Origin of the sequence: Actinoplanes sp. NPDC020271 (genome assembly GCF_044388125.1) — a bacterium.
In the GTDB taxonomy this organism is placed as follows: Bacteria; Actinomycetota; Actinomycetes; order Mycobacteriales; family Micromonosporaceae; genus Actinoplanes.
In genome coordinates this window covers 255,041-268,264 of sequence record NZ_JBIRWQ010000004.1, presented here as the reverse complement: position 1 = coordinate 268,264, position 13,224 = coordinate 255,041, and the positions used below count along the sequence as shown (strand labels likewise).

Annotated in this window: 11 protein-coding genes and 3 tRNA genes; 9 read left to right on the top strand and 5 right to left on the bottom strand. The window is 70.7% G+C overall.

The window, feature by feature from the left end; genetic code table 11:
- Nucleotides 1–107 precede the first annotated feature (107 nt).
- The 6 genes from ACH442_RS11400 to ACH442_RS11375 all read left to right on the top strand — a co-directional run bounded on the left by ACH442_RS11400 (nt 108) and on the right by ACH442_RS11375 (nt 8,019).
- The gene (locus tag ACH442_RS11400; RefSeq protein ID WP_396337850.1) at nt 108–3,848 is read left to right on the top strand and encodes a hypothetical protein; all 3,741 of its coding nucleotides are present in this window, start codon (nt 108–110) and stop codon (nt 3,846–3,848) included.
- Between the two features lie 396 nt (nt 3,849–4,244).
- The gene (gene orn, locus ACH442_RS11395; protein ID WP_396337849.1) at nt 4,245–4,835 is read left to right on the top strand and encodes an oligoribonuclease; all 591 of its coding nucleotides are present in this window, start codon (nt 4,245–4,247) and stop codon (nt 4,833–4,835) included.
- A gap of 90 nt (nt 4,836–4,925) precedes the next feature.
- Nucleotides 4,926–5,001: transfer RNA gene (locus tag ACH442_RS11390), tRNA-His, on the top strand.
- Between the two features lie 402 nt (nt 5,002–5,403).
- Complete coding sequence (locus tag ACH442_RS11385; RefSeq protein WP_396337848.1) at nt 5,404–6,669, top strand: cellulose binding domain-containing protein; 1,266 nt, start codon at nt 5,404–5,406, stop codon at nt 6,667–6,669.
- A gap of 41 nt (nt 6,670–6,710) precedes the next feature.
- Nucleotides 6,711–7,232: a SigE family RNA polymerase sigma factor gene (locus tag ACH442_RS11380; protein WP_396337847.1), complete on the top strand. Its 522-nt coding sequence runs from the start codon at nt 6,711–6,713 to the stop codon at nt 7,230–7,232.
- Nucleotides 7,225–8,019, top strand: a complete 795-nt coding sequence (locus tag ACH442_RS11375; RefSeq protein ID WP_396337846.1) for a hypothetical protein — start codon at nt 7,225–7,227, stop codon at nt 8,017–8,019. The genes ACH442_RS11380 and ACH442_RS11375 overlap by 8 nt, the downstream gene beginning before the upstream one ends.
- Nucleotides 8,020–8,164: 145 nt before the next feature.
- Here ACH442_RS11375 and ACH442_RS11370 read toward each other — a convergent pair whose 3' ends face one another.
- The 4 genes from ACH442_RS11370 to ACH442_RS11355 all read right to left on the bottom strand — a co-directional run bounded on the left by ACH442_RS11370 (nt 8,165) and on the right by ACH442_RS11355 (nt 11,504).
- Nucleotides 8,165–8,563, bottom strand: coding sequence for a hypothetical protein (locus ACH442_RS11370; RefSeq protein WP_396337845.1), 399 nt, complete (start codon nt 8,561–8,563; stop codon nt 8,165–8,167).
- A gap of 9 nt (nt 8,564–8,572) precedes the next feature.
- A complete protein-coding gene (locus ACH442_RS11365; RefSeq protein ID WP_396337844.1) occupies nt 8,573–8,767 on the bottom strand; it encodes a hypothetical protein in 195 nt (64 codons plus the stop codon).
- Nucleotides 8,768–8,840: 73 nt separating this feature from the next.
- The gene (locus ACH442_RS11360; protein ID WP_396338130.1) at nt 8,841–10,097 is read right to left on the bottom strand and encodes an Ig-like domain-containing protein; all 1,257 of its coding nucleotides are present in this window, start codon (nt 10,095–10,097) and stop codon (nt 8,841–8,843) included.
- Between the two features lie 174 nt (nt 10,098–10,271).
- Nucleotides 10,272–11,504: an Ig-like domain-containing protein gene (locus ACH442_RS11355; RefSeq protein WP_396337843.1), complete on the bottom strand. Its 1,233-nt coding sequence runs from the start codon at nt 11,502–11,504 to the stop codon at nt 10,272–10,274.
- Nucleotides 11,505–11,637: 133 nt separating this feature from the next.
- Here ACH442_RS11355 and ACH442_RS11350 point away from each other — a divergent pair.
- From ACH442_RS11350 to ACH442_RS11340, 3 genes are all read left to right on the top strand, one after another.
- Nucleotides 11,638–11,713, top strand: a tRNA-Lys gene (locus ACH442_RS11350).
- A gap of 67 nt (nt 11,714–11,780) precedes the next feature.
- Entirely contained in the window at nt 11,781–12,749 is a 969-nt protein-coding gene (locus ACH442_RS11345) for an SEC-C domain-containing protein (RefSeq protein WP_396337842.1), read from the top strand.
- A gap of 53 nt (nt 12,750–12,802) precedes the next feature.
- Nucleotides 12,803–12,875, top strand: a tRNA-Lys gene (locus ACH442_RS11340).
- Nucleotides 12,876–12,917: 42 nt separating this feature from the next.
- Here ACH442_RS11340 and ACH442_RS11335 read toward each other — a convergent pair.
- Nucleotides 12,918–13,118: a hypothetical protein gene (locus ACH442_RS11335; RefSeq protein ID WP_396337841.1), complete on the bottom strand. Its 201-nt coding sequence runs from the start codon at nt 13,116–13,118 to the stop codon at nt 12,918–12,920.
- Nucleotides 13,119–13,224 lie beyond the last annotated feature (106 nt).

Here is a 13,224-nt window from a genome sequence, read left to right as displayed (position 1 = left end):
CGGTCAAGGGCTCATTTCCGTACGGAAATGGGCCCTTGCCGTATCTATCGAGGGCGGGCTGCTCGTTTGCCCAGTTTGGGGTTATTTGCCTCGGTATGGTGCGCGCAGTGGGGCCCGAGAAGGGGGAATGGACGATGCGGCTGATCCGGCCGGTCCTCGGCATACTGCTTCTGACGATCGGACTGCCGGCGCTGCTGGCCGGGGGCTGCCTGTGGGCTGCCCTGCGGCACCGCGACGCCGGCGGCGCGTACAGCGCCGAGCTGCAGAAACTCGGCACGGCCGGGTACGCGATCGTCGTCCCCGACGTCGACCGTCTCCTCCGTGACGACGCCTCGTTCGCCCGGTCCGGCGGCACCGAACTGCGGATCACCGCACTGACCGGCACCGGCCCGGCCTTCATCGGGCTGGCTCCCTCCGCCGATGTCGCCGGATACCTGCGCGACGTGCCGCGCACCGAGGTCACCGGCGTCCAGGTCGGCACCGGCCCGCTGCCGATCACCACGACCGTCGTCGACGGCAGCCGCACCCTGCCGTCCGCCCCCGGCCGCCAGGACTTCTGGACCCGCACCGGCGGCGGCGCCCTGCGCTGGACCCCGGGCGACCTCACCGGCGACTACAGCCTGGTGATCATGAACGGCACCGGGGAGCGCGGCATCCGCCTCGACGGCACCGTCGAAGCCCGCCCCGGCTGGCTCGACCCGGCCGCCTGGGGACTCCTCACGGCCGGCGTGCTCCTGCTGATGGGCGGCGTGATCGTCCTGACCCTGCCGTCGCGCCGCCGCGAAATCGTCTACGTCGTCGAGCCCAGCCAGGTGCCGGACCTCATGCTCGCCATCGGGGCACCGCTGCCGCGCCGCGCCCTCGAAGCGCCGGGCGGCTTCAGCCCGGGAACGCCCGGCTTCGGCCCCGACGGGGCGACCGGGTTCGGATCAGACGCGGCCACGTTCAGGCACGGTGGGCCGGGCGGGCCCGGGCAGGGTACGCCGGGCGGGCTCGGGCAGGGGGTGCTGGCTGCGTTCGGGCCGGGGGCGCTGTTCGCCTTCGGTCAGGGGCGCAAGCGTGGCTTCGGGGCGGGCGGGGCTCACCGGCCGCGGACGCTGGCCGATTCGCAGCAGCCGGTGCGGCCGCCGGCACTGCCCCAGTTCGCCTGGCCGCCGACCAGCCCCGAAGGATCAGGGGACGCTGCTGCTTCCGGTGCGCCGACCGGCGCCGGGCCGTCCGCTTCCCTTCCCGGTACGACCATGACCGCGCCCGCGAAGGGCATCCGCCCGAACACGTTGACCCCGGTGGTCCCCGGAGACCTCCCGATCCCGTCCCCTTGGCCGACCGCCGACCCGGTCCCCGCGGTGGACCCGGTTCCCGCGGTTGACCCGGTTCCCGCCGTCGACCTGGTCCCCGCGGTGGACCCGGTTTCCGCCGCCGACCTGGTCCCCGCGGTGGACCCGGTTTCCGCCGCCGAGCCGGCCTCCGCCGCCGAGCCGGCCTCCGCCGCTGGTCTCGGGCCGGCTGCTGGTCTCACTCCGGCCGTCGCTCCGGCTTCGGCCGTGGAGTCCGGGACGGTTGCCGGCGTCGCCGCGCCCGGAGCACAGACGCCGGCCCCGGGAACGCCGTTGAGCCTGCTGGGGGAGAGCCCGGCGGCCCTGGCCGAGCCCGCTCCCCAGTCGGCCGCCCGCCCGGGTCGTCGTCGTCTCGCGGCACCCGCCGACCTGCCGGAGTTCCACGCCACCGCGGTCGGCGCGTGGGTCGCGCAGACCGCTCCCGAACGTGCCCGCCAGACCGAAGCCCAAGCAGCGGCCGCGCTCGCCGAAGCCGCCCGCACCCGAGCCGCCAAGCTCACCCCGGCCGACCAGTTGGTCCGCTCGCCCAAACTCGCCGAGCCGCGCGACAACGCCGCCGCCGAGATCACCGGGAGCAGCGCAGACGCGGCGCGCGACCGTGCCGCTGGTGGGAGCAGCACAGACGCGGCGCGCGACCGTGCCGCTGGTGGGAGCAGCACAGACGCGGCGCGAGACCGTTCCGCAGCCGGGAGCAGCACCGCGGAGGTGCGCGACCACGCCGCTGCCGGGACCGCGGAGCCGCAAGACAAGACCGGTTCGGATCAGGCCGGTGACGCCGGGAAGCCTGCCACGGAGCAGAACCCGAAGAAGCAAGGCGTCACCCGCCGCCGCAACGTGTGGCCGGCCCCGGTTCCGCGCCGGGTCGCTCTGCTCACCGGGCCGAACGCCACGGACTGGTCGGCCACCGGCCTGACCCGGATGGGCGGCAGTCGCCCGTCATCGAAGTCCGATCACCCGGCGCCTGCCGAGAACACCGGCCCGGACCAGCCGACGACCTCCGCCGCGCAGGGCGCCGCCCGGGTCGCCGCGGCTTCCGTGACCAGCCGGGCCGCGGCCGAGCAGGGCAACACCGCCACCGCCCTGGCCGACGCCGAGGCGAGCCTGACCATCCCGCCCCAGCCCGAGCCGGCTCAGTCCGTTCCGGTTCCGTCCGACTCGGCTCCGGTTGTTCCGGCTCAGTCAGAGCCGACTTCGATCGTTCCGGCTCAGCCCGACTCGGCGGCCTCGGTCGCGGATGTCGAGATCGGCCCGAAAGCCGTCCCGGCCCAGGTCTCCGCGGGCACAGACAGCATCACGCGGCCGGAGGTCCAGGCGGACCCGGCCGAAACGAGCGGCGGGGTCGAAGCTGAGTTCGCCGAGCCGCAGAGCGCGCCGGTCGGCGAGGTCGCATCCGAGATTGCCGAGCCGCAGAGCGCGCCGGTCGGCGAGGTCGCATCCGAGATTGCCGAGCCGCAGAGCGCGCCGGTCGGCGAGGTCACACCCGAGATCGTCGAGCCGCGGCGTGCGTCGATCCACGAGACGGAGGCTGCCGCGGTCCCGTCCGAGCCGGAGGACGAGAAAGCCGGGGACTCTCCGGCACCCGCTCCCGCGCTGACACCGAAGCAGCCCCAAACCCGGACGATCGAAACGGTCGAGGAACGCCCCTCGATCCACGCCGTCGAGTCCGCGCCGGTGGCCGAGGCATCCGTCGACGTCAAGCAGCCGGGGGTCAAGGAAGCCGAGATCGGGAAACCTGAGATCAGCGAACCGGAGGGCAAGGAAGCCGAGGCCAAGGAAGCGGGGGGCGAGGAAGCGGACGGCAAGGCCATCGCCAAGCCGGCCGCGAAGCGGGTCACCGAGCCGAACCGTCCCCTGACCCGGGCCCAGGACCGCCTCGTCGGAACCACCGTGGGCCGCCAGCCCGGCTCGCCGACCACCCGCAAGGCGCCCGCCGCGTGGATAAAGGCCGCTGAAACCGTCGCTGCCCGAGCCGCCACCCGGCCGGCCGATGACGCCGCGGCCGTCCAGCCGTCCGGAACTGCCGCGGACGGGTCCGCCCTGCAGCCCCCCAGCGCAGTCTCGGAGGCGCCGGCCGCCGGAACGGCCGTGGATTCGGCGACCCAGCCGGCTGCCCCGGTGCGGAAGCCTCGCCCGCGGACCGCCCGCACCGCCGCCGAGAAGACGACGCCCAAGGCCACCACGGCCAAGACCGGATCCGCTGCCGGAGCGAAGGCGGCCGGCGCCGTGGCCGGGCCTGCTGACCAGGTCACCCCGGCCGGGACTGCGACCGAGTCCGCTGACCAGGTCACTCCGGGCGCTGCCGCGACCGAGTCGGCTGACCAGGTCACTCCGGGCGCTGCCGCGACCGAGTCGGCTGAGCAGACCGGGGCAGGGACGGTCAAGGGTGGGGCGGGCAAGGCACGGTCCCGGAGTTATCTCGGTGAGGCGGCCGAGCTCCTGGCCGGCGCCCCGGAACCCAAGCGCCGCCGGACGGCGACGCGCCGTCCGAAGGACACTCCGGACGAGAGCTGACTCCCGCGCGGGACTGATCGCGATCACGAGGGCCGTCCGGATGGGCGGCCCTCGTGGGCTTTCTCGAGGTGGTGGGGCTTCACGGCGTACGGCGGGGGAAACCGCCGAAGGCTGTGGAGGGTCGGCGTGACCATGAGCGGTCAGGGGCGCGTGATTGTCTTGCTTGCGGGTCGTTAGCAGGGTGGAACCCGAAAGGACCCTCCGCGCTGCCGACACGGAGGGCCCTTTACCGGGGGGAACGGAGTAACCGAAGGGAGCTTCGTCCGTTAAATGCACTTTACCCGCTTAACCGACCAACGGGGAAGTCAGCCCACTAAAGCGGACAAACAATATGAAGGTTCGCTGTGGTGACACTCGCGTCGAACAGCCGTGTCGCTCTCGGCGTAGGCTGTCCGGGTGGCGGATCTTCTGGTGTGGATCGACTGTGAGATGACCGGTCTCGACCTGGGCAAGGACAAGCTCATCGAGGTCGCGGCGCTGGTCACCGATCCTGAACTCAACGTCCTCGGCGAGGGCGTCGACCTGGTCATTCACGCAGACGACGCGGCGCTCGACGCGATGCCGCCGGTGGTCCGCGACATGCACGCGAAATCCGGGCTGACCGAGGAGGTCCGCCGTTCGGTGCTCACCATGGGTGAGGCCGAGGAGATCATCCTGGCGTATGTGAAAGAGCACGTCCCCAACCCGCGCACGGCGCCGCTGTGCGGCAACTCGATCGCGACCGACCGGGGTTTCCTGGCTCGTGACATGCCCGCACTCGACGCCCACCTGCACTACCGCATGATCGACGTCTCGTCGATCAAGGAGCTGTGCCGCCGGTGGTATCCGAGGGTGTATTTCGGTCAGCCGGCCAAAGGGCTGTCGCACCGCGCGCTCGCCGACATCCGGGAGAGCATCCGCGAGTTGGAGTACTACCGGCGGACCATTTTCGTTCCGCAGCCCGGCCCGGACGTGGAGGCGGCCAAGGCGATCGCGGCCGAGCTCTGACCCGCCGGCGGTAACCCGCTCGACGGCCGCCCGGAGAGTGCCGCTATGATTAGTCGGCACCACGGGAACCGGTTTTCTCGTGTGAGCATGGTGGTCGTAGCTCAGTTGGTAGAGCACCTGGTTGTGGTCCAGGGGGTCGCGGGTTCAAGTCCCGTCGATCACCCCATGTGAACGAAAGGCTCGGTCTTCGGACCGGGCCTTTTTCGCGTCCGTGGAGCGACGGCGGGATTCACCTGTCGCTGCTCGTGGCCGCCCGCTGCCCGCGCTGGCTGCCCGCTCGCCCGGCTATTGCCCGCGCCGGCCGCCCGCCATTGCCCGCGCCGGCCGCCCGCCATTGCCCGCGCCGGCCGCCCGCCATTGCCCGCGCTGGCTGCCCGCTCGCCCGGCTATTGCCCGCGCCGGCCGCCGGCCATTGCCCGCGCCGGCCGCCGTCCGCGCCGGCCGCCGGTCCGCAGTCCGCCGTCCGTGCAGTCGGGCGAAAAACTTCTCCGGAGCGCGCAACCTTTTGCCGCCGCGGACCCACTGGGTGGGTGATCAACGAACATCCCTGCCCCCGGGAGTCCCCCTGATGCACGCCAAGCGTTTCGTCGTCCCGCTCGCGGTGGTGACGGTCGGCGTCGGCGCCGCGGTTGCCGGTGTCCTGAATGCCGACGCCGCCGAGACGGTCGGTTGCGCCGTGACCTACACCGTCAACAGCCAGTGGAACTCCGGCTTCACGGGCGACGTGAAGATCCGCAACACCGGCGCGTCGGCGGTCGACGGCTGGACCCTCGGGTTCGCGTTCCCCTCCGGACAGAAGATTTCCTCCGGCTGGTCCGGCACGTGGATCCAGGCCGGCGCGAACGTCACCGTGACCGACGCCGGCTGGAACAAGGTGATCGCCACCGGCGCGACCTTGACGCTCGGGTTCAACGGTACGTGGAGCGGGAGCAACGCGATCCCCGGTGCGTTCACCCTCAACGGCGTGACCTGCGGCGCGACGGCGGTGGCCACCGCCTCTCCCAGCGCGACGAAAAGCACCGCCGTGCCGACGACCACCGCGCCGACGACTGCCGCGCCGACGACCACCGCGCCGACGACTGCCGTGCCGACGACTGCCGCGCCGGTGACCACCACCGCGACCCCGGCGGCCACCGTCTCCAAAGGCGCGGAGAACTGCACCGACTACGCCGCCCTCATCCGCGGCAAGTACTGGGTGAACAACAACGTCTGGGGTCGCGCCGACGGCACCGGCTCCCAGTGCGTCTGGGAGAACGGCCTGAACGGCGACAACCTCAGCTGGGGCACGAACTGGACCTGGGCCGGCGACACCACCAAGGTCAAGGCCTACGCCAGCGCGGTCCTCGGCTGGCATTGGGGCTGGAAGACCACCGGCACCGGCCTGCCGGTCCAGCTGAGCGCCGGCAAGAAGGTGCAGACCAGCTGGAACTTCACGGTCACCCAGAAGACGTCGAACATCATGAACGTCTCGTACGACCTGTGGTTCCACACCAAGAGCAACCCGGACTGGCCGGACCAGCCGGCCGACGAGGTCATGGTCTGGCTCTACAAGTCGGGTGGGGCCGGTCCGGTCGGCACCAAGCAGGCGACGGTGACCGTCGGCGGCACGACCTGGGACCTCTACCGGGGCAACATCGGCTGGAACGTGTACTCGTTCGTGCGTACCTCGAACACCACCTCCGCCGTCCTGGACCTGACCGATTTCACCGATGACCTGGCAGGGCGGGGATGGCTCGACAAGACCAAGTATCTGTCCAGCGTGCAGGCCGGCACCGAAATTTTCACGGGCTCGGGTCAGCTCGACACCAGCGCCTACTCGGTGAGGATCAGCTAACCCGGTCCGCCTGCGGGCCCTCGACGGTCAGGAAGAGCCGCGTGCCGGAGCACGACGCCGAACGCGCCTTCAGGCGCTTCTTCGACGAACACCACACCGATCTGTCGCGTCTCGCGTACCTCGTCACCGGCGAGACGCAGGCCGCCGACGACCTGGCATCGGACGCGTTCGTCGAGGTCTGGCGGCATTGGGAGCGGGTGCAGGCGGCGGACAGCCCGATCGCGTACGCCCGCGGCATCGTCACCAACCTGGCCCGTCAGTGGATCAAGCGGCAGACCCGGGAACGCGCCGGGATGCTGCGGCTCGGCCTGCTGCGCCGGGACCGTGCTGAGACCGACACCCCGGCGATCCTGGACGTACGCGCGGCGCTGGCGCGACTTCCGCTCCGGCGGCGGGAGTGCGTCATCCTGCGGTACGCGTTCGACGTACCGGAGAAGGAAGTTGCCTCGATCCTCGGCATCTCGGTGGGCGCCGTGAAGAGTCACACGTCGCGGGGCGCCGCGCAGTTGAGCGAGTTCCTGCGGGAGATGCCGCTGATGACGGGAGGAGGTCACCATGGCTGAGGACCTGGGTACGGTGTTGCGCCAGGAGGCCGAGCGGCACGTGCCGGACAGCGACGCGATGTTCGACCGGATCAACCGTCGCCGGTTCGCGCCCGAACCCGTCCAGGCGTCGCGCCCTTTCCTGCGCCTCACCGGCCTGCGCCCGGTCGCCGCGGCCGCGTCGGTGGTGGCCACCCTGGTCGCCGGCTTCACCGGGATCAAGATCTTGACCGGTGACGAGCCGAGGAGGGCGCCGGCCGCGACGACCGGCACCACCTCGGTCGCGCCGGCGCCGACCAGGAGCGCGCCGCTGCCGGAACGGACGTCGGCCCGGCCGAAACGCACCGGCGACGGCGGTGGTGGGACCAGGGCGGTGCCGCACTCCAGCCCGGCGAGCGCGCCGCCCAGCTTCCAGCCGGTGGCCGGGTTCCTGAGCTCCAGAGGGGCGATCAACGCGTATTCGACCACCACCTGGGCGCAGAGCGACGTGACGGTCACCACCGCCAAGGAGATCACCGCGCTGGAACTGGCGATCAGCATCGCCCGTACCGACGGCGTGAGGAGCACCGGCAGTTGGAGCACCATCCCGAGCGACATGATCACGCTGACGGTGATCGAGCAGAAGGACGCGCTGGTCTACCGGTTCACCCTCAAGCCGGGCGGCAAGCTGGCGGCCGGCGACTACGTCTTCGCCGGGCAGTACGAGCACGCCGCCGGGAAACGCGATGCCGGCGCTGACCTCTACGGCGCGATCTGCTCGGCGGGAGATCAGAAATCGGAGGTCACGGGGGCCTTCACCGCGAGCTGAGCTGCCGCTCCCGGACCCGAACCGGGGGTGGCGCCGGCTCGCCCGCCGCCGGGCCGCCTGACACGGGCGGCCCGGCGGCGCCTGGCCGCCTGACACGGGCGGTCCGGCAGCGCCTGGCCGATTGGCCGGCGTCACCTGCGGGCTGTCAGTTTGCGGAGTCGAGCCCGCTGTCGGCGCACACCTGGGACATGTCGGCCGCGGCCGCGCTGACCGCCGCGATCGCATCCGGCTCACTCTGCGTCTCATGAGAAACCAGAGCTTTCCCGTACGCCTCCCCGAGCGCCGCCGCGGCATCGGCGACCGGGGCGTCCGCGGTGCCGCCGGCCGCCACGATGCCCTGGACGACGCCCGGCTGCATCAGTGACGCGTTCCGCACCGCCGTGGCGAGGGCGCTGCACGTGAGCCGTCCGGGTGGGTCGTCCACGGGGGCCGCGGAGAGGAACGAGCTCGGCGCGGGGGCCGGCGCGCCGGGTTCGCTGCGGTCGTCACAGGCGCCGAGCCCGGCGAGGACGATAAAAGCGGCAAAAGGTGCGAAGCGGTGCATCCCGCCAACCTAGAGGCCGGCCAGGAAAGCGTCCAACTCGCCCACCATCTGGTCCGCCGTCAGATGCCCCGCCAGCACGTGCACCGTCAGCCCGTCCACCACCGCGTGCAGCCCCAGGTGACGGCCCCGTGGACCGTCGTCCTCGTGGTCGACCTGGTGATCTCGTTCGGCTACACCCTCGCCCCGCGGCGGGAGCGTGCACAAGCCGTACGGGAAAAGAAAGAACGCGGGCCCGGTCGTGAAGGACCGGGCCCGCGCCGAGCGGGGATGTCGACCGTCAGGACAGAGCGCTCATCTGCTTGAAGGCGGAGTAGCTCATGTTCCAGTCGGTCCAGCCGTTGCCGTTCTTCAGCTTCTCCTCGGTGCCGGAGACCGTGATCACGTCACCCATCATGGTGCGGGAGAAGAGCCACGCGCCCATCGCCTCGGAGACGTTGACGCAGCCGTGCGAAACGTTGCGCTTACCCTGCACGCCCTCGGACCACGGCGCGGCGTGGATGAACTGGCCGCTCCAGGTGATCCGCTGGGCGAAGTCGATGTCGGTCCGGTAACCGCCCGAGGGGTCCTCGTCGGTGGTGTCGAAGACGGTGTGCTCCTTCTTCTCGATCACCACCATGGTCCCGCTGGAGGACGGCGTGCTCGGCTTGCCCAGGCTGACCGGGATGGTCTTGATGACCTTGCCGTCCTGGGTGACGGTCATCTTCTTGGTCTTGTTGGAGACCGTCATGACCATCGAGCGACCGATCTTCAGGTCGACGGTGAGGTCGGACCTGCCGTACCACCCGTCACCCATTTTCACGCCCTTGAGCTGGACCTTGTAGTCGATCTTCGTGCCGGCCTTCCAGTACACCTTCGGCCGGTAGTGCACCTCGGTCGGGCTGATCCAGCCCCAGGTGCCCTCCTGCGCGGGTGTGGCCGAGACCACCATGTTGCGCTCGACGGCGGCCCGGTACTTCTCCGGGATCGCGCGGCCGAATTTCATGATCAGCGGCATGCCGACGCCGACCACGTTGCCGTCGCCGAGGAAGCTGGTGACGCGCACCAGGTTCGCCGGCTGCTTCATCACGGTGAAGTCGCTGGTCGTCTCGTTGTTCTTCCCGTCGACCGCCGGGGTGCTGACGGTCACCGTGTACTTCGTGCCCCAGGCCATCGACTGGGCCGGGTGCCAGACCTTCGCGTCCTTGTCGACGGTGCCCTTGACCTCGGTGCCCTTGGCGTCGGTCACCTTGACGGTGGTGTTCTCCGGGTCCTCGCTGGTGTATTTCACGTCGGACCAGGCCTCGATGCCGGTGGCGGCGGCGGCCGGCGAGGTCACCGCGACGGTGCTCAGCGTGGGCTCGGGCGATGGAGAACCGGACTCGGCGGTGCCCGCGGCGCCGTTGCTGCCGCTGCCGTTGCCCCCGCCCTGCCAACTCGGTGACTTGCTGTCGCTGCAGGCGGCCGTGAACAGCAGACTGCCCGCCAGCAGCGCGACCAGCGTCGCGCGCACTGGGCGTCGGCCGCCGGACGGCTGGCTCGACCTTGCCTGCCTCAGCCCTGCCTGCCGAACTCGAAACATCTCCATGGTCCCCTCACGGCGTCATTTCTCCCCGGCGCCCAATACTGCCCCTGAAATGCCAGTTGACCAATCCCGGTTTCGTGCCGCGAACGCCACACCAGGCTTATCGGTGTGGTGTGGCGAACCCTGACGGGCCGGCGGAGCACCGTTTCAGCCGAGGTCCGCGGGCACCGGGAGCGCGCTGCCCTCGGCGAACTTCTTCCAGCTCACGTCCCACGGCGTCCAGCCGTTGCCGTAGTCCAGCTTGTCGCCGGTGCCCTTCACCGTGACCGGGTCACCGATCAGCGTCTTCGCGAACAGCCAGCTCGCGTTCGACGGCGCGACGTTGACACATCCGTGCGACACGTTCGTGTGCCCCTGCGCCCCGGTGGACCACGGCGCCGAGTGGATGTACTGACCGCTCCAGGTGAGCCGCTGCGCGTACTCGATGTTGGTGCGGTAGCCGCTCGCGCCGTCGGTGTCGGTGGTGTCGAACACGGTCGACGCCATCTTCTCCATCACCACCATGTGGCCGCTCGACGACGGCGTGCTCGTCTTGCCGAGGCTCACCGGCATCGTCTTGATCGTCTTGCCGTCCTGCACCACGGTCATCTTCTTGGTGGCGTTGTCGACGTTCATCTCGAACTTGCGCCCGATCTTGGAGGTGGCCGAGCGGTCCCGGTCGCCGTAGATCCCCTTGCCGGTGGGCAGGCCGCCGACGGCGATCCGGACCTTGATCGTGGTGCCGGTCTGCCAGTACTCCGGGGCGCGGTAGTAGGCCTGCGTGCCGCTCGACGTCCACGACCAGGTGCCCGGCTGCGACGGGGTGGTCTCGACGAACATGCGCTTCTGCACGGCGGCGCGGTCGGCCTTCTTGATGCCCGGGTTGAACTCGACGACGACGGGCATGGCCACGCCGTACGTCTGGCCGTCGAACAGGTAGAGCCCGGTGCCGGTCCGTTTCCCGGGGGCGCCCATCGTCGTGAAGCTGGTCTTCGCCGTGGTGGTGGTGCCGTTGTCGGCGGTCGCGGTCACCTCGGCGGTGTAGGTCTGCTCGGTGGCCAGCGTCTTGCCCGGCACCCAGGACGAGTTGTCGTCGCGGAACGTGCCGGCGACCGCCTTGCCCTTGGCGTCGGTGAGCTTGACCGCGGTCACCTTGCCGTTGCTGACCTTGAGCCCGATCTCGGTGCTGACCGGCACGTCCTTCTTGCCGGCGGCCGGGGTGAGCGACAGGGTGGCCGGCAGCGCGGCGGTCGTGCTCTCCGGCACGGCCGAGGCCGAGGGCGCGACGGCGGCCTCGGCCGTGCCGGTGAAGGCGGGTTTCTCGTCGTCACTGCAGGCGGCGAGCGGCCCCGTCACGGCCAGCGCGAGCAGCATCGCCACACAGCGGCGCAGGTCAACCATCGTCGGGCCCCGTTCTGGAGTTGTCGGCGCAGCCATCCTTGCGCATGAAAGCAAATCCCGGGTCCCCCTTGAGGGGGTCAGCAGGCGATTTCGAGGATCTTCCGAGGCCGTGCTAACGTTTTCTCGTTGCCGGGCGCCGCTAGCTCAACTGGCAGAGCAGCGGACTCTTAATCCGCGGGTTGTAGGTTCAAGTCCTACGCGGCGCACCAACAACGAAGGCCGTGACACCGTCTGGTGTCGCGGCCTTCGCCGTTCTGCGCCGCGTTAGGCTGGCGCGTGCCTTCTGAGACTCTGCTCACCATCGACGACATCGACGCCATCGCCTACCCGGCGCACGAGCTGGCCGACCCGTCCCCGGTCGTCGCCGAGCTGGTCGCCGCGGTCGAGCAGGGCCGGGTCGCCGACGACGAGGCCGCCGCCCACGCGTACCTGCTCTCCGCCGAGATCACCGAGAAGGCCGGTGACCTGCCGGCCGCGCTCGCCTACGCCGAGAAGGCCGCCGCGGTTCCGGGCGAGGACGAGCTGTCCCGTGCCTGCTATGCGGAACTTCTGGTCAAATCGGGACGCGAGGAGGAGGGGCTCAAGGTCTTCGAGGCGCTCCGGCCCGAGCTTCTGCAAGATCCACATGCTTCCTCGTACGTCGGTGAGGCGCTCGAAGCCTGCGGGCTGGCCACGGTGGCGCAGGAATGGCTCTCCGACGCCGCGCACACGCTCGCCGAGCGGACCGCGAAGAGCGACGACGGCTTCAACGCGGTCGACATCCTCTATGCGGTGCTCACCGAGCGGCACCGCATCCGTGCGGACCTGGAGCTGGCCCATGACGACCTGGACGGCCTCTACCACGAGATGGAGGCGGTGGCGGACGGTCCGGAGGTGACCGGCCAGGCCCTGCTCTACTGGCCGGAGGCGGAGCTGGCGCAGATTCTGCAGCGCTGGCCCGAACGGAGCGACATCTACGGTCCGGACTGGCTCGATCACCGGACGAACGTGGAGCGCAACCTGGCTCGCTGGTCGTCCTCCGGTGTGGTGCACATCGCCCTGCTCCCGGGATCGTTCGAGGGGCTGCTGGCCTTCGCCGCGGCCGAGCAGCTGGACCCGGCCAACCCGGAGACCCACGCCGACTACGCGGAGGAGCTGGGGGAGACGGTTGCCGGCGTCGAGTGGCCGCCGCAGCGCAACGCGCCCTGCTGGTGCGCTTCCGGCGTCAAGTACAAGAAGTGCTGTCTGCCCCGCTCCCGGGCCTGACCCACCCCGAGGGGGACGCCGGCGGGTGTGCTAACGTTCTTCCTCGTTGGCAAGCGCTGCTAGCTCAACTGGCAGAGCAGCGGACTCTTAATCCGCGGGTTGTAGGTTCAAGTCCTACGCGGCGCACAACACCCGGAAGGGCCCCGTTCTCGGGGCCCTTCCGCTGTTTCAGCGCGTGACCAGCACGCGGTCGAGCGGGTTGAGGCAGACCACCGCCACCCGGCTGCAGTAGTCCTCGCACTCGGCGTCGTGCCGGGCCAGCCAAGCCGTGCCGGCCAGGGTCTCGCCGCACATCGCCGCGGTGTAATCGGGCATGGGGGCCGGCTCACCCCGCCCGTCGATCTCCACGGTGAGGTCTGATTGCGCCATTGCGGATCACGCTCCCGATCGTCGGTCGGCCGTCGTCAACACCGGCGGCCTACTCCGGGATACGCCTACGGTCGGTGATCGGTTCACCAATCCGGCCACTGTGGCA

Excerpts from the sequence above, each read along its gene's own strand:
- ACH442_RS11370 (WP_396337845.1), bottom strand. The coding sequence starts at position 8,563 with ATGCACCGCTTCGCACCTTTTGCCGCTTTTATCGTCCTCGCCGGGCTC.
- ACH442_RS11335 (WP_396337841.1), bottom strand. The coding sequence starts at position 13,118 with ATGGCGCAATCAGACCTCACCGTGGAGATCGACGGGCGGGGTGAGCCG.
- ACH442_RS11355 (WP_396337843.1), bottom strand. The coding sequence starts at position 11,504 with ATGGTTGACCTGCGCCGCTGTGTGGCGATGCTGCTCGCGCTGGCCGTG.
- ACH442_RS11385 (WP_396337848.1), top strand. The coding sequence starts at position 5,404 with ATGCACGCCAAGCGTTTCGTCGTCCCGCTCGCGGTGGTGACGGTCGGC.
- ACH442_RS11375 (WP_396337846.1), top strand. The coding sequence starts at position 7,225 with ATGGCTGAGGACCTGGGTACGGTGTTGCGCCAGGAGGCCGAGCGGCAC.